The organism is Paraburkholderia tuberum STM678 (assembly GCF_902833905.1).
Lineage (GTDB): Bacteria > Pseudomonadota > Gammaproteobacteria > Burkholderiales > Burkholderiaceae > Paraburkholderia > Paraburkholderia tuberum.
This window is the reverse complement of sequence record NZ_CADFGP010000005.1, coordinates 176,484-197,179: the sequence shown is the minus strand read 5'-3', so window position 1 is coordinate 197,179 and position 20,696 is coordinate 176,484. Positions and strand designations below refer to the sequence as shown.

Here is a 20,696-nt window from a genome sequence, read left to right as displayed (position 1 = left end):
TTTAGCCGCCGATCAGCTTCAACCCGACCGGCAGCGATTCGCCGAACACGCGACCTTCGTCGGCGTTATCGAGCGCGACGACTTCGCTGACCATCGTGACCCAGGCGCGCGGCGCGCTCGCCGCTTCGAGGCGTCGCACGACGCTCGCGCGCAGCGCGTCGGGCAGATCGCGTGAGCGGTCGCCGGTCATGCGGGCGATCTGGACGGCCGCGAACGCGGCGGGGTCGACCTTCTTCCAGTCGAGCGCGAGGATCGCATCGAGCCATTGCGCGGCGACCTCGGGCGGCACGACGCTATGCGCGCTGCCGTAAAACGGCTGGCGCGCGCCGATCCGTCCGACCGCCCACCAGCTTTGATGGTTTTCCGCGGGTTTTTTCAGGCGCGCGAGCACCGCCTCGCCGAGTTCGATCTTGCGTTCGGCCGGAATCCGTTCGAGCGATGCGGACAGGCGCACCATATCGGCGAAGCCGGTCTTCGCGACATCGAACGGCAGCTTGTGACGCGATTGCGCGGCCTTCTGCAGATAGTCCATCGCGTCGAGCACGCGCAGCTGCGCATCTTCGCCGAGGCCGCCGGCCGCGCGGCGCCACAGCGTCCACCATTCCGACCATACCTGGCTGTCGGTCACGTACTGGATGCCATCGTCGAACAGCGTCCACAGTTGCTCGACGCGCCATTCGTCGAGCGGATAACCGAAGCCGGGCCGTACGCAATAGCCGGCCAGATTCAGCCACAGCCGTTCGTGATCGGCCGAGCGGCGGCGGCGGCGCGCGCGCTCCCACAGCGCGCCGAACAGTTCGCGCAGCAACGCGCTGTTCCAGCTGTCGCGCGGGCCGAGCAGATGTTCAAGCTGCGCGCGCAGTCGTTTGATCTCCTTCGGGTCGACGTTTTGCGCGCGGGCGCCGAAGCAACGGTCGATCAGTTCGATCGCGCGATCGAGCGCCGGGTGGCGTTGCGGTGCGCCCTCGGCGGATAGCTCCACTTGCGCGTCGGCGTGGCGCAGCTGGAATTCGAGCAGCCAGCGTTGCGACGGCTCGTCGAGCTCGATGCAATGGACGTCGAGCGTGCCGACCTCGGTCAGCGACGTCGCGATGCGCACGGCGGTTTCGCGAGCGCGATGGCCGTCGCGTGGCTGGACGATCGTCGCGATCGGCGGCAGACGCACGAAGTCGCCGCCCGCGAGGTCGACCAGTTCGCCGGGCTGATACGCGGTGTCCGCGCTCGACGACACCAGGTGAAAGCGCACCGGATGCCCGAGCCGCAGCGCGAACGTGCGCTCCGCGATCAGAATCTCGTGACCTTCTTCGGTGCCGCGCGGCAGCAGGCAGATGCCGCGTTGCGCCGGCGCCGCGTCCGGCTCGGCGTCGTCTTTGCCGGCCGGCGTTTCGTCGAGCACCAGAAAATAGCTGCGCGGCGAACCGCCGCCGATTTTCGGCGCGAAGCCCGCGCGCGCGAGCGTATAGGCGACCGCGCCGCGCGCGACCGCGACGTCGGGGTTGTCGTTGTGTAGCACGTTGAGCGGCGCGCCGCGCCACCCGCCGAGCGTGTCGGCCAGACGCCGCGACAGCGCGTCGGCGCGGAACACGCCGCCGTTGAGCAGCAGCGTGTCGGGAACGGGCAGGGCGGCTGTGCCGGATGCGTCCGGCGTGCTGGAATCCGCCCCCAGGGCCTTGCGCGACTGCGCGGCGAAACGTTCGAGAAATGCCGCGATATGCCGCGTGAGCGCCGCATCGGTCGCGTACGGCAGGCCGAATTCGACGATCGCGCCGCGCGGCCGGCCCGGACGCTCATCGGCGGCCACCCGCGGCATGAAACCATCGACGATGATCTTCTCGACCTCGTCGCGCGTGACCTGCGTCGTGCGCGCGCCGCCGATCAGCTTCGAGCCCGCGCCGAGCAAGGTGACCGGCGCCGACTCGGGCGCCTGCGCGCCGAGCAATTGCTCCTTCGCGACGCGGCATCGCTCGACCAGCTGCGACAGGCTCGCTGCCGATAGCCGTTGCGGCGCCTGCGCACCGCCGCCGGCACCACCCAACAGCCGCGCCTCGACCAGATGCGCGAGCGCGAGGTCCATGTTGTCGCCGCCGAGCATCAGATGATTGCCGACACCGACGCGCGTCAGGCGCGGCTCGCCGTCGTCGGACGGGCCGACTTCGATCAGCGTCAGATCGGTGGTGCCGCCGCCGACGTCGCAGATCAGCACGAGCCGGGTGTCCGCCAACTCGTCGGCAAGCGTGTCGCGATGCCGGAACAGCCAGTCGTAGAACGCGGCCTGCGGCTCTTCGAGCAGCCGCAGCGACGGCAGCCCCGCGAGCCGCGCCGCTTCGACGGTCAACGCGCGCGCGCCTTCGTCGAACGATGCGGGCACCGTCAGCACGACGTCCTGCTGTTCGAGCGGCGCCTTCGGAAAGTGCTGGTTCCATGCGGCGCGCATGTGCGCGAGGTAGCTCGCGCTCGCCTCGAGCGGCGAAATCTTGCGGACGTCGTCGGGCGCGCCCCACGGCAGGATCGGCGCGACGCGATCGACCGACGCGTGCGACAGCCAGCTTTTCGCGCTCGCGACGAGCCGCCCCGGCACCTGCGCGCCGAGCAGCCGCGCGAGCCGGCCGACCACGACCGGCTGCGCGGCGTCCCCGCCTCGACTCGCCGCCGCGCTCGCGGCGGACCACGGCAGTTGCAGATCGGCCGCGCTCAGTTCGCCGTCGGCCGCCTGATAGCGCACCGACGGCAACAGCGGCCGCGCGGCGACTTCGCCGGGGCTCACGAGTTGCTCGATCTCGAACACACGAATCTGCTGCGATCCGGCTTGCGCGTACGCGAGCACCGTGTTGCTGGTGCCCAGATCGATGCCGACGCTGTACCGCTTCATGTCAATCACGCATTCGCGTTGCCGCGCACGTCGAATTCGACTTTCCAGCGTTCGTCGGAGCCGCGCGGGATCGCTTCGAGTTCGAGCGTGCCCGCTTCGGTCACACGCGCGTGCAGCTTCACCGGCACGACTTCGCCGGCGGTGCGGCCGGCCGCCGGCAGCGTCGCCTCGATTTCCTCGAGTTCCTGCAACTCCTCGGGGCCCCAGTAATCGAGCAGCGTGCCGACCTGATCCTGACGACGCACCGACGAGCCGAAGAAGCGGAAATGCACGGGCTCGCCGACGACCAGCCCGAACTCCTGCGCGGGCAGCTCGGCGTCGGTGCCTTCTTCCATGCCGAACGGCGCGACGCACAGCGCCTGCACCGGCGGCTCGAGCCCGGGCACGGCCGGCATCGCCGATTCGATCGCGATGTAGTACGCGCGCGCGGTGCCGCCGCGAATCCGCACGCCGCGGCCGCGCCGCACGTAGCCGTAGTAGGCCGCGCCGCGCGCGACCGCCAGATCGAGGTCCGCACCTTCGAGCAGACGGGCCGGCGCCGCGCCTTCGGTCGCGAGCCAGCCGTTCAGCGTGCCCATGATCCGTTCGACCAGCAGCGTCGACTTGAACACGCCGCCGTTGAACAGCACCGCGGTCGGATGCAGGAAGCTCGCGTTGGGCGCGACATGCTCGCGCAGCCCTTCGAGTTCCGCCAGCGCGCCGACCTGACGCCCGAGGAACGCCGCCAGATGCCGCGTGATGCCCGCGTCCTGCGCATACGGCAGGCCGAGCTGCGTCAGACCGACCCGCGCGCGGCTCACCGGACGCGCGGCGCTGTCGACCTGCGGGAAGAAGCCGTCGAGGATCGTCTGTGTCAGTTCGGCGCGCGTCAGCTCGGTGCGGATCGAGCCGCCGATCAGCTTCGAGCCGCGGCTCGGCACGACGAGCGGCACGGTGTCGGTGGCGGGGTCGCTGAGCAGCGTTTCCTTCGCCGCGCGGCACGCGTAGGTGAGCGCGCGCAGTTGCCACGCGTCGGCTTGGGTACCCTGCGCGGCGAGCTTGCGCGCGACCACGTGCGCGAGCGCGAGGTCCATGTTGTCGCCGCCGAGCAGGATGTGATCGCCGACCGCGACGCGATGCAGTTCGAGATTGCCGTCGCGCTCGATCACCGCGATCAGCGACAGGTCGGTCGTGCCGCCGCCGACGTCGACGACGAGGATGATGTCGCCGATCTTGACCTGCTTGCGCCACTGCCCGCCGCTCTTCTGGATCCAGCTATAGAGCGCCGCCTGCGGCTCTTCGAGCAGCGTCATGCGCGTGAAGCCGGCGGCCTCGGCGGCCTCCGCCGTCAGCTCGCGCGCCGCGGGGTCGAACGACGCGGGGATCGTCACGGTGACGTCCTGCTCGCCGAACGGCGCGTCCGGATGCGCGTGGTCCCATGCTTCGCGCAGGTGCGTCAGGTAGCGCACCGAGCTTTCCAGCGGCGACACGCGCGCGACTTCGGGCGGCGCGTCGTTCGGCAGAATGCCCGCGCGCCGGTCGACGCCCGGATGGCACAGCCAGCTTTTCGCGCTCGACACGAGCCGGATCGGGGTGCCGGCGCCGCGGCTGCGCGCGAATTCGCCGACCGCGAATTCGCGCTGGCCGGTCCACGGCAGGTAGAGGTCGCCGGAGGCCAGTTCGTCGGGATGCGGCAGGTACAGGAACGAGGGCAGCAGCGGCAGATTATCGATTGCGCCGGGGCCCGTGAGCTGGACGATCGACAGCACGTCCTGGGTGGTTTTCTCATCGTCGCTCGCGTGCGTGTCCACGTAGGACAACGCGCAGTGCGTGGTGCCGAGATCGATGCCGATCGAATAGCGTGCGTCGCTCATAGCTCCACCTCCGCCGGTGCGATGACTTTTGCGTTATGACCGTCCGCCAGCTTTGGCAGACGCACATCCTCGACGCGCCAGCCGCGATGGCTGATGCTGCCGTTGAACGGCGCACTGCCGACCACGTTGCCGGTCAACCGGACCGAGCTCGCGTCGAAGCCTGCGGGCAGCGTCACGCGGCTGCCTTCGGCTTCGTCGCGCACCGGGCGGATCGTGAAGTGCTCGCGCAGCGTCGCGCGGCAGCCTTCGTGCACGAGGCGCGCGGCCGCGCCGATGTCGGCGTCGCTATAGGCCTTGATGTCTTCCTCGACGAAATCGATGAAGCGCGCGTCGCGTTGCAGCAGGCCGAGCAGTTGCAGCGCGGCGTCGGGGGAGGCCTCCTTCAGCACCGGCGCGGGTTGCGGCTTCGGTTGCGGGGCGGCGGTGGGGGCCGGGGTTGGCGTGGCGGCGGGGGCGGCTGCCGGGGCCGCGCCGATCTTTTCGCCGTTGCGCAGGCGCAGGACGTCGGCGGCGAAGTCGCCATTGCCGAGAATGCTGAAAAACGTCCCGACGGCCAGCGAAATGCGGCCGAGGAAGGATGGATTCGAATCGCTCATAAAGGCTCCTGATCTGCTCTGTTGGGGACCAGCGGTCCTCGCCGCGCCGCGTGCGCCGGGCAGCGAAGCTGACGGGCCGGGCGGGGCTGTGATGTTGCGGGTCGGCGCGCGGCCCGGGGCGACGATGCAACCGCCGGGCCCGAAAACGGCTTGGGGACGCTGCGCGACCGGGTCGGCCGCGCGTGCGGCGCGCGCAAAACCCGTATTTTGCCTTGCGGCGCGCCCGACGCGGGCAAAGCCGGCAATTCTAGCGGGCAATGGGGTGGGATTGGCGGGGAGTTGGGGGGAAGCGGGCGATGCAGGAAGGCGCTTTGGCAGCGCGCCTATCAGCGACGTTACGACTTCTTCGGATCCTTCGACACCCGCTTTGCCGATGGTGCGGGCGCGGGCCTGACCGGCCCGGCGACGTGCATGTCGGCGCGGCGCGATTGTCCGTGCGCGGCCGTCGCGGGTGCAGACCTGACCGGTCCGGCGGCGTGCCTGTCGGCTCGCGGCGGCTGTCCGTGCGCGGCCATCGCCGGCGCGGGGCCGCCCGGGTGCCCGAGCGGCGGATGCGCGCCGCCCGGATGCTCGCCGCCGCCCGGATGCTCCGGCAGATGACCGCCATGGCTCGCCATCACGCGATGCAGTTCCTCACGGCGATGGAAAACCTCGGCGCGATGATCGCCATGAGCATAGAACTGGCGATGCCGGACGCCGTCCCGGCCGACGACCCAGATATACGTATCGCCGCCGACGAGCACCACATCGCGATCGACCACATTGGCGACGTACACATCGGTCGGCAACGGCTGATACGCGGTCACGCTCACTTCGTTGACCCGGTTCGGGGCGCTGACGAGCCGGCCTTGCCCACTGGTCACGCAGCCCGCGAGAAAGGTAGCGCACGCAGCCGACGCCAACAGCGCGTTGGTGATGGTTTTCAAGTTCATTCCCCGGTTTGTATTGGTTATTTGTCGAGCGACGCCCGTTTAACGGTCGGCGTTTTGCATTCTTGAGATATGAATCGACGACCAGGGAAACGAGCGGGGAAACAAGCGGGTAAACGCGCAGGCGCAAACGCATGCCCGGCGCGCATCGCCTGATGAATTGATCCAACCGGGAAATAGAAAGGAATAACGCAAAAATTCCGGCGCGTTTCACCCGCCCGATCCGCGCTTAATTGCCGTCTTCAGACTTCGCGTCGTCCCAGTTCATCCGGTGTCGATTAACGGTCTCGGTATGCCGCGCGTCGTCCTCGGTGTGGAGGTAAAGACTGGTCGTATTCAGCGAAACGTGGCCGAGGTTGTCGCGGATCGTGCGCAGATCGACGCCGCCGTCCGCCTGATGCGAACCGGCCGTATGCCGCAGCCAGTGCGCCGACGCGCGCTCGAGCTCGTCGGCGCGATCGGCGAATTCGGGACCGCGCGCACGCAGCCACATGGCCGCGCCCGCGAAGATGCCCTTGATCGCGTCGTGAATCGCCGAGCGCGACAGGCAGCGGTTGCGGCCCTTGAACGGCAGCACGAGCGGCGTTTCCTCGGCGCGGGTCGGCAGGGCGGCGAGGCCATTGAGCGTGCGATAGCTGCGCAGCTCCTGAACCAGTTCGGCCGACACCGGCACGATCCGCTCCTTGTCGCCCTTGCCGAGCGTCTCGAGCCACCACTGGTCCTGACCATCGGCGCCGAGCCTTCTGAAGAACTGGCCCATCTGCCCGCCGGCCACCTCGGAAATGCGCATGCCCTGCAAATAGAACAGCGTGGTCAGCCAGCGGCAACGCGCGTAGTACGCGCGTTGCGCATCGGTATCTTGCGGCAGCTGCTCGACGAACAGCTTCACTTCGTCCCACAGCGAGGTCGACAGATAGCGCGTCACGCGCGGCGCCGAGCGCTTCGCGCGTTGTCGCAGGAGCGCCATCGGATTGCCGCGCAGATAGCCGGCATTGACGAGCCAGGTGAACATCGCGTTCAGGATGATCAGCGCCTGGCGCTGGCTGGCCGGCGACAGCGGCCCGTTGAACGGCCGCCAGCGTGCGTCGCCGCGCGCGTACTTGCCGCCGTTCGCCGACACCCAGCGCGCGGCCGGCTGCGGATCGGCGATGAACGCCTTGAACAGCAGCAGATCCTCGTGCGTCAGCGACGACAGCGGCTTGCCGAGCTGCACGACGGCCCACAGCAGCAGCCGCTCCGCTTCCTTGCGGTAGTTGTCGAAGGTGGTCTTGGTGTCCGCGTAATTGGACAGCCAGGCGCGCACGGCGTCGAGGTCGTTGCGCGCCGATAGCTGCGAGTTTTCCGCCGCGCCGCGATTGGTGCCGTCGCGGCCATCGAGCAGTTCCGGCACGACGAGCGATTCGACGGGCTGGACGGTGGCGAACTCAGCGTTCGGGGCAGCTTTCGGCACGGCTTTGGACACGGTTCGGGACACTCCTCGGGCGCACGCCGGTTGGCGTCTTCTGCTTCGCTCAGGTGCTCTCAGAAGCGCTTGCCTGAAAAGAAAGCAGTGCCCACTCTGTTGCGGACGAAACGCGAAACCCTATCACACAGTCGGCTGCGCCTGGCGCAAAACAGCCGGGTGCGCTCAAGCTTCGACGCGGCGACGATCGATCGGCATATAGTGATGCAGGGCGGCGCTCGTTTTGCGCCCGCTATAGTCGCCGTCTATTAGTGGCATTGCCGTATTCGAATTCTATTGAACTTGGTCCTCGCCTATATTCGAATAGGAGTGGAGCGCCGACCGGAGTCAGCCGTTACGGACATCGGCTGCGTTGCCCTCGACCCTGGATTTCATGAGTGCACTGCCGAGCCATTCGGCTGACTGTCGGGTTTCGGGTCGTCAAATTGCCACGCAAGCCTGACACGATGACAAACGCATAACAAGTACCTTGCATGGGATTGGAGAAAGTACCCAGGCACCGACTCCGATCGACAACGGAGACATCCTCCAAAGGAGAGAACGCATGTCAAACGAAGCAAAGTGCCCGTTCATCCATACCGCCGGCGGCGGGACGACCAATCGGGACTGGTGGCCGAAGCAATTGCGCCTCGACCTGCTCAACCAGCATTCGAACCGCTCCAATCCGCTAGACAAAGACTTCAACTATGCCGAGGCATTCAAGAGCCTCGACTACGCCGCGGTCAAGAAAGACCTCGCCGAGCTGATGACCGATTCGCAGCCCTGGTGGCCCGCGGATTTCGGCCACTACGGCCCGCTGTTTATCCGTATGGCATGGCATGCCGCCGGCACGTACCGCATCGGCGACGGCCGCGGCGGCGCGGGGCGCGGCCAGCAGCGTTTCGCGCCGCTCAATAGCTGGCCGGACAACGTGAGCCTCGACAAGGCTCGTCGGCTCCTATGGCCGATCAAGCAGAAATACGGCCAGAAAATTTCGTGGGCCGACCTGCTGATCCTGACCGGCAACGTCGCGCTCGAAACGATGGGCTTCAAGACTTTTGGTTTCGGCGGCGGCCGCGCGGACACATGGGAACCGGATCAGGACGTCTACTGGGGCAATGAAAAGACCTGGCTCGGCGGCGACGTGCGCTACGGCAAGGGAGCGGCCGGCAGGGAAGACGACGAAGGCGTGCTGGTCGCCGACGAGGAGCTGCACGGCACCGAAAAGAGCCGTACCGATCCGCCCGGCCGCAACCTCGAAAACCCGCTCGGCGCGGTGCAGATGGGCCTGATCTACGTGAATCCGGAAGGCCCGGACGGCAATCCCGATCCGCTCGCCGCGGCAGTCGACATCCGCGAAACGTTCGGCCGCATGGCGATGAACGACGAGGAAACGGTCGCGCTGATCGCCGGCGGCCACACGTTCGGCAAGACGCACGGCGCGGCGCCGGCCGATAACGTCGGTCCGGAACCGGAAAGTGCCGGTCTCGAGGCCCAGGGGCTCGGCTGGCGCAACAGCTTCGGCACCGGCAGGGGCGGCGACACGATCACGAGCGGTATCGAAGTCACGTGGACCGCGACGCCGACGCAGTGGGACATGAGCTACTTCCAGAGCCTGTTCGGCCACGAGTGGGAGCTGACGAAGAGCCCGGCGGGTGCGAACCAGTGGGTCGCGAAGGACGCGCAGGCCACGTATCCGCACGCGCACGACCCATCGAAGAAAGTGCTGCCGACGATGCTGACGACCGACCTGTCGCTGCGCCTCGACCCGATCTACGAAAAGATCTCGCGGCGCTTCATGGCCAACCCCGACGAGTTCGCCGACGCGTTCGCGCGCGCGTGGTTCAAGCTGACGCACCGCGACATGGGTCCGCGCGCCCGCTATCTTGGCCCGGAAGTGCCGTCGGAGCAACTGCTGTGGCAGGACCCGATTCCGGCCGTCGATCACCCGCTCGTCGACGACAAGGACGTCGCGGCGCTGAAGCAGAAGATCCTCGCGTCGGGGCTGTCGGTGTCGCAGTTGGTCACGACCGCGTGGGCCTCGGCCTCGACGTTCCGCGGCTCGGACAAGCGCGGCGGCGCCAACGGCGCGCGCATCCGGCTCTCACCGCAGAAGGACTGGGCCGTCAACCAGCCCGCTGAGCTCGCGAAGGTGCTGAAGGTGCTCGAAGGCATCCAGAGCGAGTTCAACGGTGCGCAGTCCGGCGGCAAGAAGATTTCGCTTGCCGACCTGATCGTGCTGGCAGGTGGCGCCGGTATCGAGCAGGCCGCGAAGAACGCCGGGCAGCAGGTAACGGTGCCGTTCTCGCCGGGTCGCATGGATGCGTCGCAGGAGCAGACCGACGTCCAGGCGATCGCGGTGCTGGAGCCGGTCCACGACGGCTTCCGCAACTATCTGGGCGGCAAGTTCCCGGTGGCGGCGGAGAAGCTGCTGATCGACAAGGCGCAACTGCTGACGTTGACGGCGCCCGAGATGACGGTGCTGATCGGCGGCCTGCGCGTGCTGAAGGTGGGCGCTGGCAGCGAAGGTGTGCTGACGAGCAAGCCGGAAACGCTGTCCAACGACTTCTTCCGTAACCTGCTCGACATGGGTACGGAATGGACGCCGGTGTCGGAGGCCGCGGAAACGTTCGAAGGTGCCGACACGAAGAGCGGCGAGGTCAAGTGGACCGGTACGCGCGTCGATCTGGTGTTCGGCTCGAACTCGGTGCTGCGCGCCTTGGGCGAGGTCTACGCGAGCGAGGACGGCAAGGAGAAATTCGTGCGCGACTTCGTTGCCGCGTGGGCCAAGGTGATGAATCTGGATCGTTTCGATCTGGCTTGATCCAGCCAGTGCTGGCGAGTGGTTCTTTGCCACGTCGACGCAGTTTTTGACGGTGGATTTGCGAAGTCATCGAGCGCGCTTGCCGGGATGCCGGCAAGCGCGCTTTTTCTTCGCCTCGTCACTGCTTCTGCGCCGGCGGATACTCTTCGATCATCGGCTTGACACCGGTGAGCGCGCTGAACCCGAGCGTGTCCTGCGAATCGGCCGAGGTGCCGGAGGGCCAGCCTTGCACCGAGTTGCGTCCCATGTTGAACTCGCCGAGAAGCTGCAGGCACTGGGCGGCGCGAAGCTGATACTGGCCACGGTGACGAGCGGCAAGGCGATGGCCGCGACGCTCGGCGGTCTCGGCCTGAACGGCAAGCTCGTGATGGTCGGCGTTTCCGAAGAGCCGATCGTGCATGGCGATGACATCCGATGTAATTGGCGAGCCGCGCGGCTGCCTCTACTCTTCGACTACCGCGCCGTCGCTCCGATGGCGCAAAGTCAAGGAGATACCATGTCCAGCTATCCCGTTCACACGATCGAGTCCGCTCCCGAGCAATCGAAACCCGTGCTCCGCAAACTGCAACAGGCGTTCGGCCTGATTCCGAACATCGCGGCCAAGATGGCGGCTTCACCGGTGCTGATCAACGGCTTCATCGGCCTGTTCGAGCGCGTGCATGCGAGCAGTCTGACCGAACCGGAGATCCAGACGCTGCTGCTCACCAACGCCGTGACGAACGCGAGCGAATGGGCGGTTGCGTTTCATACCGCGCTCGGCTTGAACGCGGGCCTGCGTCGCGCCGATGTCGAGGCGATCCGCCACGGCGGCGTGCCCGACGACACGAGGCTCGCGGCGCTGTCGACGCTCGCGCGCATGCTGATCGAAAAACGCGGCCGCCTCGACGATGAGGACCGGCAACGCTTCCTCGCGGCAGGTTTCAGCGCGGAGCAGATTCTCGAGGTGGTTGCGGCGGTCGCCGCGTCGACGATCACGAACTACACCGGCAGCGTGACCGAGCCGCCGCTCGAAGCGCAGTTCGCCGAATTCGCGTGGCACGCGCCCGCGCGCTGAAGCGATCCCGTTCAGGCATCAACAGGAGGGCAACACCATGAACGTCACGAGTCACGATCCGAAAGTGCAGCCGGGCGATCTCGGCGGTCTGTTGCGCTATTGGCGTGACGTGCGTGGCGTGAGTCAGCTCGATCTGTCGCTCGAGGCCGGCATCTCGCAGCGGCAGATCAGCTTCATCGAAAGCGGGCGCAGCGTGCCGGGCCGCGACACGCTGCTGACGCTCGCGCAGACCCTCGACGTGCCGCTGCGCGAGCGCAACGCGCTGCTGCTTGCCGCGGGTTATGCACCGATTTATTCGGAAGCACCGTGGAATGCGCAGGAAATGCACGGCGTGGTGCGCGCGCTCGAACGGGTCGTGCGTCAGCATGAGCCGTTTCCGGCGCTCGTGATGGACCGCGACTGGGACGTGCTGATGACCAACGACGCGGCCCCGCGCTTCTTCAACTGCTTCATCGACATGACCGCGCGCGAAGGCCCGCGCAACATGCTGCATCTGATCTTCGATCCACATGGCATGCGTCCGTTCGTCGCCGATTGGCAGGAGGTCGCGCGAAGTCTGCTGCAACGCGTGTATCGCGAGTCGGTCGGTCATGTAATCGGCGCCAACACGAAGCGTCTACTCGATGAACTGCTTGCGTATCCCGACGTGCCGCGCGACTGGAAGACGCATCATGGCTCGTCCATGACACCCGCGACGCTGCCGATGGTTCCGCTCGGCTTCATCAGCGAGGGCGTGGTGCTGCGCTATTTCTCGATGGTCACGACCGTGGGCACACCGCAAAACGTGGCCGCGCAGGAGTTGCGCATCGAATGCATGTTCCCCGCCGACGACGCCACCGAAGCACGTCATCAGCAGCTGCTCGCGGCGCATGCGTCCCCGCAACCTCCAATATCGGCAAACCGTATGCCGTGATATAGCGATGTCTTCGATTTTTTTGGGCGATCATCCGAGCCGATCAGGTCGAGCAATCCGACGCCACTCTGGTTCCGCCGCGCGCCCAGTTCGCACGCGGCCATCATCCCCGACTTCGGCGACGTGACCGAGGTGCTCGCGCGGGCAGCTTCTTCGCGGCCGATGTGCAGGCAGGCGCGGGCCCCTTTCCCGGCCTCTATCTGCAAGAACTCGAGAAAATGGCCGACATCGACGCGTCGGCGTTGTTTTCGTAGTGCTTGACCCAGATCAAGCCGCCCGCCACGCTGGGGCTCATGATGCAAGCGCGTGACGCATTACGTTCCCGCCGGCGCTAGCCGACGCATGACACGACCAGGTTCAGGCGCGAACACGTTTGCCGCCACGCATCGTGTTTCATTCCGGCCATAGGAGAAGTCCGTCATGAAAGCACTCGTTTATCACGGTCCCGGCGAAAAGTCGCTCGACGAACGGCCGATACCCGAACTCACGGCGCCCACCGATGCAATCGTCAAAGTCGCCCGCACGACGATCTGCGGCACCGATCTGCACATTCTCAAAGGCGACGTGCCGACCTGCGAGCCGGGCCGCATTCTCGGCCACGAAGGCGTCGGTGTCGTGCATCAGGTCGGCGAGGCGGTGAGCGGGCTCGCGGCCGGCGATCACGTGCTGATCTCGTGCATCACCTCGTGCGGCCGCTGCGACTACTGCCGGCGCGGCATGTATTCGCATTGCACGACGGGCGGCTGGATTCTCGGTAACCGGATCGACGGCACGCAGGCCGAATATGTGCGCATTCCGCATGCGCAGAGCAGTCTGTACCGCATTCCGGCTGGCCTCGACGAAGAGGCGCTCGTGATGCTGTCCGACATTCTGCCGACCGGCTTCGAGTGCGGCGTGCTCAACGGCAAGGTTCAGCCGGGCTGCACCGTGGCGATCGTCGGCGCCGGGCCGATCGGTCTCGCTGCGCTGTTGACCGCGCAGTTCTACTCGCCGGCGCAGATCATCATGATCGATCCCGACGCGAACCGGCTCGAGGTCGCGCACCGCTTTGGCGCGACCGCTTGCATCGACAACGCGCGTGCCGATGCGGTCGCGCAAGTGCTGAAGCTGACCGAATCGGTAGGCGCCGACTGCGTGATCGAGGCGGTCGGCATTGCGCCGACGTTCGAGCTTTGCCAGCAGCTGGTCGCACCGGGTGGAACGATCGCGAACATCGGCGTGCACGGCGTCAAGTGTGATCTGCATCTGGAAAAACTGTGGGATCGCAACATCGCGATCACGACGCGTCTCGTCGATACCGTCAGTACACCGATGCTGATGAAGACAGTCAAGGCGGGGCGGATCGATCCCACGCGTCTGATCACGCATCGCTTCCGGCTCGACGATATTCTTTCGGCTTACGAAACGTTCTCCCGCGCGTCGAGCACGCGCGCGCTGAAGGTGTTGATCGAAGCGTCATAGACGGTCCCGATTTGATGCTGGACGTTTCGTCAGCGTGAAGGGGTTTGCAACTGATCGTTGGAGCGCCACGTGCCAATTGCAGAGAGCGCAGTCCGTCAAAACACCGCGCCGCCTACGACTACGGTCGCCGCAAGCGGGCGCGTGAGCACCGTGCGCGGCGCGGTCGTCGATGTCCAGTTCGACACGCACGAACTGCCGCCAGTCGATACCGCGCTGTGGATCACGCGGCCGGACGGGACCTCGATCCTCGCGGAAGCGCAGGCGCACACCAGCGAGCGCACGGTGCGCGCGCTGGCGTTGCAGGCCACCGCGGGCCTCGCGCGCGGCGCCGTCGTGCGGGTCGGCGCGGGCCCCATCGAGGTGCCGGTCGGCGACGCGGTGCTCGGCAGACTGCTCGACGTCGCCGGTGTGATGCGCGATGGCGGCGAGCCCGCGCCCGAGACCGTGGAACGCAGGCCGATCCATCGCGCCCCGCCGCCGCTCGCGGCGCAGCGCGGCGCCACGCGGCTGTTCGAGACCGGCATCAAGATCGTCGACCTGCTGACGCCGCTCGCGCATGGCGGCAAGGCCGCGATGTTCGGCGGCGCGGGCGTCGGCAAGACGGTGCTCGTGATGGAGCTGATTCACGCGATGGCCGCGCGCTATGGCGGCATGTCGGTGTTCGCCGGCGTCGGCGAGCGTTCCCGCGAGGGGCACGAAATGCTGTCGGACATGCGCGGCTCGGGCGTGTTGCCGCGCGCCGTGCTCGTCTACGGACAGATGAACGAACCGCCTGGCGCGCGCTGGCGGGTGCCGCTCACCGCGCTGACGATCGCCGAGTACTTCCGCGACGAGCGCGGCCAGAACGTGCTGCTGCTGATGGACAACGTGTTTCGCTTCGTGCAGGCGGGGGCGGAAGTGTCGGGGCTGCTCGGGCGCATGCCGTCGCGGGTCGGCTATCAGCCGACGCTCGCGAGCGAGGTAGCAGCGTTGCAGGAGCGGATCGTGTCGGTGGGCAACGCGGCGGTCACGGCGATCGAGGCCGTCTACGTCCCCGCCGACGACTTCACCGACCCCGCCGTGACGACGATCGCCTCGCACGTCGACAGCATGATCGTGCTGTCGCGCGCGCTCGCCGCCGAGGGCATGTATCCGGCGATCGATCCGCTCGCGTCGTCGTCGATCCTGCTCGATCCGCTCGTCGTCGGCGCGGAGCACGCGGCGCTCGCCAACGAGGTGCGATGCCTACTCGAACATCAGCGTGAGCTGCAGGACGTGATCGCGTTGCTCGGTATCGAGGAACTCGGCATCGACGACCGGCGCGCCGTGCAGCGCGCGCGCCGTCTGCAGCGCTTTCTGACGCAGCCGTTCGCGGTCACCGAGGCGTTCTCCGGACAGCCCGGCAGAACGGTCGCGCTCGCCGAGACGATCGTCGGCTGCAAGGCGATTCTCGCCGGGGAGTGCGACGACTGGCAGGAGCGATCGCTGTACATGGTCGGCGCGCTGGACGAGGCGCGCGACAACGAAGCCCGCGGCAGGTCGGCGGCCGCGAGCGCCGTCGCGGCGTGACGAGGAGTGTGCGATGCCCCGGCATGGCCTGTCTCTGACGATCGCGACACCGGCGCGCGTCATGGTCGACGGCTTGCCGGTCGTGTCGTTGCGCGCCGAGGATGAAAGCGGAGCTTTTGGCGTGCGCGTGGGGCATGCGGACATGGTCACGCTGTTGAGCGCATCGGTGGTGCGCTGGCGCACGGCGGATGGCGGCGAGCATTACTGTGCCGTCGATGGTGGCGTGCTGATCGTGTCGCACGGCACGGCCGTCTCGCTTGCGTGCCGCGAAGCGGTGCAGGGCGACTCGCTCGAAGCGCTCGAAGCGGACGTGCGCCGCGCGCGTGCCGCGCAGCTCGACGCGATGCGGCGCGCGCGCGTGGAGCAGACGCGTCTGCACGCGCAGGCCGTGCGCCAGATGCTGCGCTATCTGCGCCCGCAAGCCACACGTGGAGAACCGGGATGACGATGCGGCCTGCTGCCGGCAAGGCAAACGGGAAAGCGGATGGCAAACGCGACGAACCAGGCGAACCCGCCGATCGCGTCGCGCAAGCCGCGCAGCGCGCGGCGAGCCGCGAGCGGACCGGGCGCGCGAATCCGGAGCCGTCGCTGGGCGCGCGACTCGGCCAGATCGGCATTCTCGGCTGGACGATCGTGCTGCCGATCCTGCTTTGCCTCGCGCTCGGGCGCTGGCTCGACCGCATCGCCGGTACGCGGGTGTTTTTTGCGGCGCCGCTTCTGATGATCGGCGCGGGCATCGGCCTATGGTCCGCATGGCGCTGGATGCATCGACAGCAAAGGAGAGATCGTGATTGACGCCACCACGTTTCATTTCACCGACACGTTCGCGCTTGCCGCCACGGGAATGGCGGTCGGCTTGCTGAGCGGTGCGCTGCACTTCGCGACGCTGCGCTGGAACGTCGCGTACTTCGCACGAGGGCGCGTGCTGCGCGCCTTCGCGCTGCAACTGGCGCGGCTCGCGCTGACGGCCGCTTTATTCGTCCTGCTGGCGAAAGCGGGCGCGTTCGCGTTGCTCGGCGGCATCGGCGGTTTCCTGTGGGCGCGCGGTGTGGCGCTCGGCATGCGGCGAGCGACGTCGTGATTCATTCGCCGCTCGTCACCGAGCCGCTCGTACGCCTCGGTCCGCTCGTGATCACCACGCCCGTGGTCGTCACGTGGGTGATCATGGCGGTCATGACGGTCGTCTCGCTGTGGCTCACGCGCAAGCTGTCCATCCTGCCGTCGCGCACGCAGACCGCGCTCGAACTGCTGGTCGGCACGCTCGACGCGCAAATCCGCGACACGATGCAGACCGAGCCCGCGCCGTATCGCGCGCTGATCGGCACGTTGTTCCTGTTCGTGCTGATCGCGAACTGGTCGTCGCTGATTCCGGGCGTCGAGCCGCCCACCGCGCACCTGGAAACGGATGCCGCGCTCGCGCTCGTCGTGCTCGCCGCGACGCTCGTGTGCGGCGTGCGCTCGCGCGGCTGGCGCGGCTATCTCGCGACGTTCGCCGAACCGGCCTGGGTGATGATTCCGCTGAACGTCGTCGAGCAGATCACGCGCACGTTTTCGCTGGTGGTGCGCCTGTTCGGCAACGTGATGAGCGGCGTCTTCGTGGTAGGCATCGTGCTGTCGCTGGCCGGGCTGCTCGTGCCGATTCCGTTGATGGCGCTCGATCTGCTGACCGGCGCGGTGCAGGCCTACATTTTCGCGGTGCTCGCGATGGTATTCATCGGCGCCGCCGTCGGCGAGTCGCGCGCCGCCGTTCACGACAATCAGAAAGGACCGGCATGAACCTCATCGAAATCGTCAGTATCGCCGCCGCCGCGCTCGCCGTGGCGTTCGGCGCGATCGGGCCCGCGCTCGCCGAGGGCCGCGCGGTCGCCGCCGCGATGGACGCGATCGCGCGGCAGCCCGATGCGGCGGGCACGCTGTCGCGCACGCTGTTCGTCGGGCTCGCGATGATCGAGACGATGGCGATCTATTGCCTCGTGGTCGCGCTGCTGTTGCTGTTTGCCAATCCGTTCGTCAAGTAGGGCATGCGATGAAAATCGACTGGTCGACGCTCGCGCTGCAGACGCTCAACGCGCTGATTCTGGTCTGGCTGCTCGCGCGCTTTCTGTTCCGTCCGGTCGCGAAGATCATCGCGGAGCGACAGGCGAGCGCGAATGCGCTGACGGGTGACGCGAACGCCGCGAAGCTCGCGGCGCAGGCCGAACGCGAGGCGCTGCGGGCCGAACGAGAGCAACTCGCCGCGCAGCGCGCGCAGGCGTTCGCGACGATCGAGGCCGACGCGCGCACACAGCACGCGGCGCTGCTCGACGCCGCGCACAACGAGGCCGAGCGGCTGCGCGCCCAGGCGGCTGCGGACCGGCAGCGCGAGCGCGCGGGCGAGGCCGAAGCCGCGTCGGCGGCGGCCGCGCAGCTCGCCGTCGACATCGCGGGCAAGCTGCTCGACCGGTTGCTCGACCGCTCGCCCGAGGACCTGCGCGTTGCCGGGTTCATCGACGGACTCGCGGACGGCGTGCGCCGGCTGTCGCCCGGCGCGCGCGCCGCGCTTGCCGGGGATGTGCCGCTGCATGTTAGCGCGCCGCGCGCGTTGACGCCGGACGAGCGCGCCGCGTGCGAAACGGCGCTCGCGGCCGCCTTCGCACAGCGCCTCGAATTCGATACCGACATCGACCGCACGCTGCTTGCGGGGCTCGAACTGTCGGGCGCGCACGCCGTGGTGCGCAATAGCTGGCGCGATCAGCTCGACCAGATTCACGGTGAACTGCTTCGCGACGATGGCCACGCGCGCTGACACCGCCGACGCGTGGCTCGCGCGCAAACGCGCCGCGCTCGCGCGCGTCGCGCTCGAACCGCGGGCGGCGAGCATCGGCCGCGTCGAACAGATCGCCGATGGCATCGCGTTCGTGTCGGGTCTGCCCGACGCCGCGCTCGACGAGGTCGTCGAACTCGAATGCGGCGTGCGCGGCTTCATTCATTCGCTCGACGTGGCGAGCGCGAGCGTCGTGCTGCTCGATAGCGGCGACGCGGTGCGGGCCGGCATGCGCGTCGTGGGGACCGGCAGCGTGCTCGACGTGCCGGTCGGCGACGCGCTGCTCGGCCGCGTCGTCGATCCGCTCGGCCGGCCGCTCGATGACGGCGAGGCGGTGGGGACCACCACGCGTTTGCCTGTCGAGCGCGCGGCGCCCGCGATCATCGAGCGGGACTTCGTCAGCGAGCCGCTGCAGACGGGCGTGCTCGTCGTCGATGCGCTGTTCGCGATCGGGCGAGGGCAGCGCGAACTGATCATCGGCGATCGCGCGACGGGCAAGACCTCGCTCGCCGTCGAGGCGATCGTCAATCAGAAGCACAGCGACGTGATCTGCGTGTATGTCGCCGTCGGGCAGCGCGCGACGGCGGTACAGCGGGTGATCGACGCCGTGCGCGAGCATGGCGCGTTCGAGCGCTGCATCTTCGTTGTCGCCTCGGCGGCCGCGCCGCCCGGACTGCAATGGATCGCGCCGTTCGCGGGTGTGTCGATCGCCGAGTTCTTTCGCGATCGCGGCCAGCACGCGTTGATCGTGATCGACGACCTGACCAAGCACGCGGCGACGCATCGCGAACTCGCGCTGCTCACGCGCGAGCCGCCCGGACGCGAGGCGTATCCCGGTGATATTTTCTATCTGCACGCGAGACTGTTGGAACGCGCGGCGAAACTGTCGCCCGCGCTCGGCGGCGGTTCGCTGACTGCGCTGCCGATCGCCGAGACCGACGCCGGCAATCTGTCGGCCTACATTCCGACCAACCTGATCTCGATCACGGACGGACAGATCGTGCTCGACGCCGCGCTGTTCGCCGCGAACCAGCGGCCCGCCGTGGATGTCGGCCTGAGCGTGAGCCGGGTCGGCGGCAAGGCGCAGCATGCGGCGCTGCGCGACGTCGCGGGCCGCTTGCGGCTCGACTACGCGCAGTTTCTCGAACTGGAGATGTTCAGCCGCTTCGGCGGTCTCGCGGACGCGCGCGTCAACGCGCAGATCGAGCGGGGCAAGCGGATTCGCGCGCTGCTCACGCAGCCGCGTTTCAACGCGTTGCGCGTCGCCGATCAGATCGCGCTGCTCGCGGCGCTCGCCGCTGGCGTGTTCGACGGCGTCGCGCCGGAGGTGACGACGTGGGTGCGCGACAAGCTCGGCTCGGTGGACGACGCGCACACTGACGCGGCCCCCGCGGCTTGGCTGCGCAACGCGCTCGACGACACGCTGCGCGACAGTCTGAGCGGGCGCATTCGCGCGCTCGTCGAACGGGCGACGCACGAACGCGCGGGCGCGACGCAAGCGGCAGGGAACCCCGATGACCAGCAAGCTCGGTGAGAACGAAAGCCGTACCGCTTAGGCGAGGCAGATCGAAACGGTGATCGGCATCATGCTGGGACGTGTGCGTGCCACAAGTGGTATCCGTCCCGGGGACGTGGCAAAGCCAAGGGGCATGGGATGGCGCCCCGTTGCACGATCGAGCGCGAACTGCGCGCCTGAATGAGCACGGCCAGACGACAAAACGCGCCGCGCATGTCGGATTCGCGACGGGCTTGGTGAAGCGCCGAATGCGCGCAATCAGTCACTCCGCAAAACGCGTCACCACCGCGGCGCCGACCGTTTCCATTTTGACGAGCCCGGGTTTCGCGCCGACTGGCAGCACGGTGCGGCCCAACGACTCGTTGATGATCTCCGCCGCCGACAGATAGAACGCCAGCAGCGCGGTCAGCAGTCCGCCATAGCCTCCCGCGTGCCGCAGTGTCGCCGAACCGAGCCATTCGCCGGCCGCGAGCAGAAAGAAGGTTGCCCACAGCGCGACGAACACGCACTGCAGCGCGCGCGATGAGCGGAACGTCGCGATCCACATATAGAACGTGAAGACGCCCCACAACAGCAGATACCAGCCGACGAACGCGGCCGGCACCTGCTCGTGCAGGAACAACGCAAACAGCGCGAACGACCACCAGAACGCGCCATAGCTCAGAAACGCGGTGGCGCCGAACGTGTTGCCGCGCGGAATCTCCATCAGTCCGGCAACGATCTGCATGCTGCCGCCGAACGCGAACGCGACGGCGAGCACGAGACCGAGCGAGCCGCCGCTGAACCAGCCTGCATTGATCATGCTGAGCAGCCACGTGGTCATCGCGAAAGCCGCAAGGCCGAGCGATGCGGGGTTGGGTGCGGTGGGTTTCATCGTGAAGTCTCCTGA

General features: G+C 67.7%; 18 protein-coding genes and 2 pseudogenes. 13 read left to right on the top strand and 7 right to left on the bottom strand.

Translation table 11 applies throughout. The features are described 5' to 3' along the window. Position 1 precedes the first annotated feature (1 nt). The 5 genes from HWY30_RS06145 to HWY30_RS06125 form a co-directional block, all read right to left on the bottom strand. A complete protein-coding gene (locus tag HWY30_RS06145) occupies positions 2–2,869 on the bottom strand; it encodes an Hsp70 family protein (protein WP_090805193.1) in 2,868 nt (955 codons plus the stop codon). Positions 2,870–2,874: 5 nt separating this feature from the next. Then, positions 2,875–4,722 (bottom strand): Hsp70 family protein, encoded by a 1,848-nt coding sequence (locus HWY30_RS06140; protein ID WP_090805190.1) that lies wholly within the window; start codon positions 4,720–4,722, stop codon positions 2,875–2,877. Beyond that, positions 4,719–5,318, bottom strand: coding sequence for a DUF2760 domain-containing protein (locus HWY30_RS06135; protein ID WP_090805187.1), 600 nt, complete (start codon positions 5,316–5,318; stop codon positions 4,719–4,721). Before HWY30_RS06135 ends, HWY30_RS06140 begins: the two co-directional genes overlap by 4 nt. A 335-nt stretch (positions 5,319–5,653) precedes the next feature. Further along, positions 5,654–6,250 (bottom strand): hypothetical protein, encoded by a 597-nt coding sequence (locus tag HWY30_RS06130; protein ID WP_090805185.1) that lies wholly within the window; start codon positions 6,248–6,250, stop codon positions 5,654–5,656. A gap of 226 nt (positions 6,251–6,476) precedes the next feature. Further along, positions 6,477–7,709 carry a tyrosine-type recombinase/integrase gene (locus HWY30_RS06125; protein ID WP_090805181.1) on the bottom strand — a complete coding sequence of 411 codons (1,233 nt, stop codon included), beginning with the start codon at positions 7,707–7,709 and terminating at the stop codon, positions 6,477–6,479. 544 nt (positions 7,710–8,253) lie between these two features. Between HWY30_RS06125 and katG the strand changes: the two genes are divergently transcribed. After that, positions 8,254–10,512, top strand: a complete 2,259-nt coding sequence (gene katG / locus HWY30_RS06120; protein ID WP_090805178.1) for a catalase/peroxidase HPI — start codon at positions 8,254–8,256, stop codon at positions 10,510–10,512. A 136-nt stretch (positions 10,513–10,648) separates the two neighbouring features. On the opposite strand, the pseudogene HWY30_RS06115 reads toward katG, so the two are convergent. Further along, positions 10,649–10,774: pseudogene (locus HWY30_RS06115) on the bottom strand (alcohol dehydrogenase); the annotation flags it as partial. On the opposite strand from HWY30_RS06115, the pseudogene HWY30_RS42885 reads away from it, so the two are divergent. The 12 genes and pseudogenes from HWY30_RS42885 to HWY30_RS06055 form a co-directional block, all read left to right on the top strand. Beyond that, positions 10,763–10,906: pseudogene (locus HWY30_RS42885) on the top strand (alcohol dehydrogenase); the annotation flags it as partial. The pseudogenes HWY30_RS06115 and HWY30_RS42885 sit on opposite strands and share 12 nt — an antisense overlap. A gap of 102 nt (positions 10,907–11,008) precedes the next feature. Next, entirely contained in the window at positions 11,009–11,566 is a 558-nt protein-coding gene (locus HWY30_RS06105) for a carboxymuconolactone decarboxylase family protein (protein WP_090805802.1), read from the top strand. 37 nt (positions 11,567–11,603) lie between these two features. After that, on the top strand, positions 11,604–12,479 hold the full coding sequence (locus HWY30_RS06100) for a helix-turn-helix domain-containing protein (protein ID WP_090805174.1): 876 nt from the start codon (positions 11,604–11,606) through the stop codon (positions 12,477–12,479). 420 nt (positions 12,480–12,899) lie between these two features. Further along, positions 12,900–13,940: a zinc-dependent alcohol dehydrogenase family protein gene (locus HWY30_RS06095; protein WP_090805172.1), complete on the top strand. Its 1,041-nt coding sequence runs from the start codon at positions 12,900–12,902 to the stop codon at positions 13,938–13,940. A 141-nt stretch (positions 13,941–14,081) separates the two neighbouring features. Beyond that, positions 14,082–15,488 carry a F0F1 ATP synthase subunit beta gene (gene atpD / locus HWY30_RS06090; protein WP_244144803.1) on the top strand — a complete coding sequence of 469 codons (1,407 nt, stop codon included), beginning with the start codon at positions 14,082–14,084 and terminating at the stop codon, positions 15,486–15,488. Positions 15,489–15,501: 13 nt separating this feature from the next. Further along, positions 15,502–15,933 (top strand): F0F1 ATP synthase subunit epsilon, encoded by a 432-nt coding sequence (locus HWY30_RS06085; protein ID WP_090805169.1) that lies wholly within the window; start codon positions 15,502–15,504, stop codon positions 15,931–15,933. Next, the gene (locus HWY30_RS06080; protein ID WP_425199358.1) at positions 15,930–16,283 is read left to right on the top strand and encodes an AtpZ/AtpI family protein; all 354 of its coding nucleotides are present in this window, start codon (positions 15,930–15,932) and stop codon (positions 16,281–16,283) included. The genes HWY30_RS06085 and HWY30_RS06080 overlap by 4 nt, the downstream gene beginning before the upstream one ends. Next, positions 16,276–16,569 (top strand): N-ATPase subunit AtpR, encoded by a 294-nt coding sequence (locus tag HWY30_RS06075; RefSeq protein WP_244144802.1) that lies wholly within the window; start codon positions 16,276–16,278, stop codon positions 16,567–16,569. Before HWY30_RS06080 ends, HWY30_RS06075 begins: the two co-directional genes overlap by 8 nt. Beyond that, positions 16,566–17,264, top strand: a complete 699-nt coding sequence (locus HWY30_RS06070; protein ID WP_090805797.1) for a F0F1 ATP synthase subunit A — start codon at positions 16,566–16,568, stop codon at positions 17,262–17,264. The genes HWY30_RS06075 and HWY30_RS06070 overlap by 4 nt, the downstream gene beginning before the upstream one ends. Next, a complete protein-coding gene (locus tag HWY30_RS06065) occupies positions 17,261–17,506 on the top strand; it encodes a F0F1 ATP synthase subunit C (protein WP_090805166.1) in 246 nt (81 codons plus the stop codon). Before HWY30_RS06070 ends, HWY30_RS06065 begins: the two co-directional genes overlap by 4 nt. An 8-nt stretch (positions 17,507–17,514) precedes the next feature. Further along, positions 17,515–18,273: a F0F1 ATP synthase subunit B family protein gene (locus HWY30_RS06060; protein ID WP_090805164.1), complete on the top strand. Its 759-nt coding sequence runs from the start codon at positions 17,515–17,517 to the stop codon at positions 18,271–18,273. Beyond that, complete coding sequence (locus tag HWY30_RS06055; RefSeq protein ID WP_090805162.1) at positions 18,257–19,825, top strand: F0F1 ATP synthase subunit alpha; 1,569 nt, start codon at positions 18,257–18,259, stop codon at positions 19,823–19,825. The genes HWY30_RS06060 and HWY30_RS06055 overlap by 17 nt, the downstream gene beginning before the upstream one ends. A 244-nt stretch (positions 19,826–20,069) precedes the next feature. Here HWY30_RS06055 and HWY30_RS06050 read toward each other — a convergent pair whose 3' ends face one another. Continuing rightward, positions 20,070–20,681, bottom strand: coding sequence for an acetate uptake transporter (locus HWY30_RS06050; RefSeq protein ID WP_090805160.1), 612 nt, complete (start codon positions 20,679–20,681; stop codon positions 20,070–20,072). Positions 20,682–20,696 lie beyond the last annotated feature (15 nt).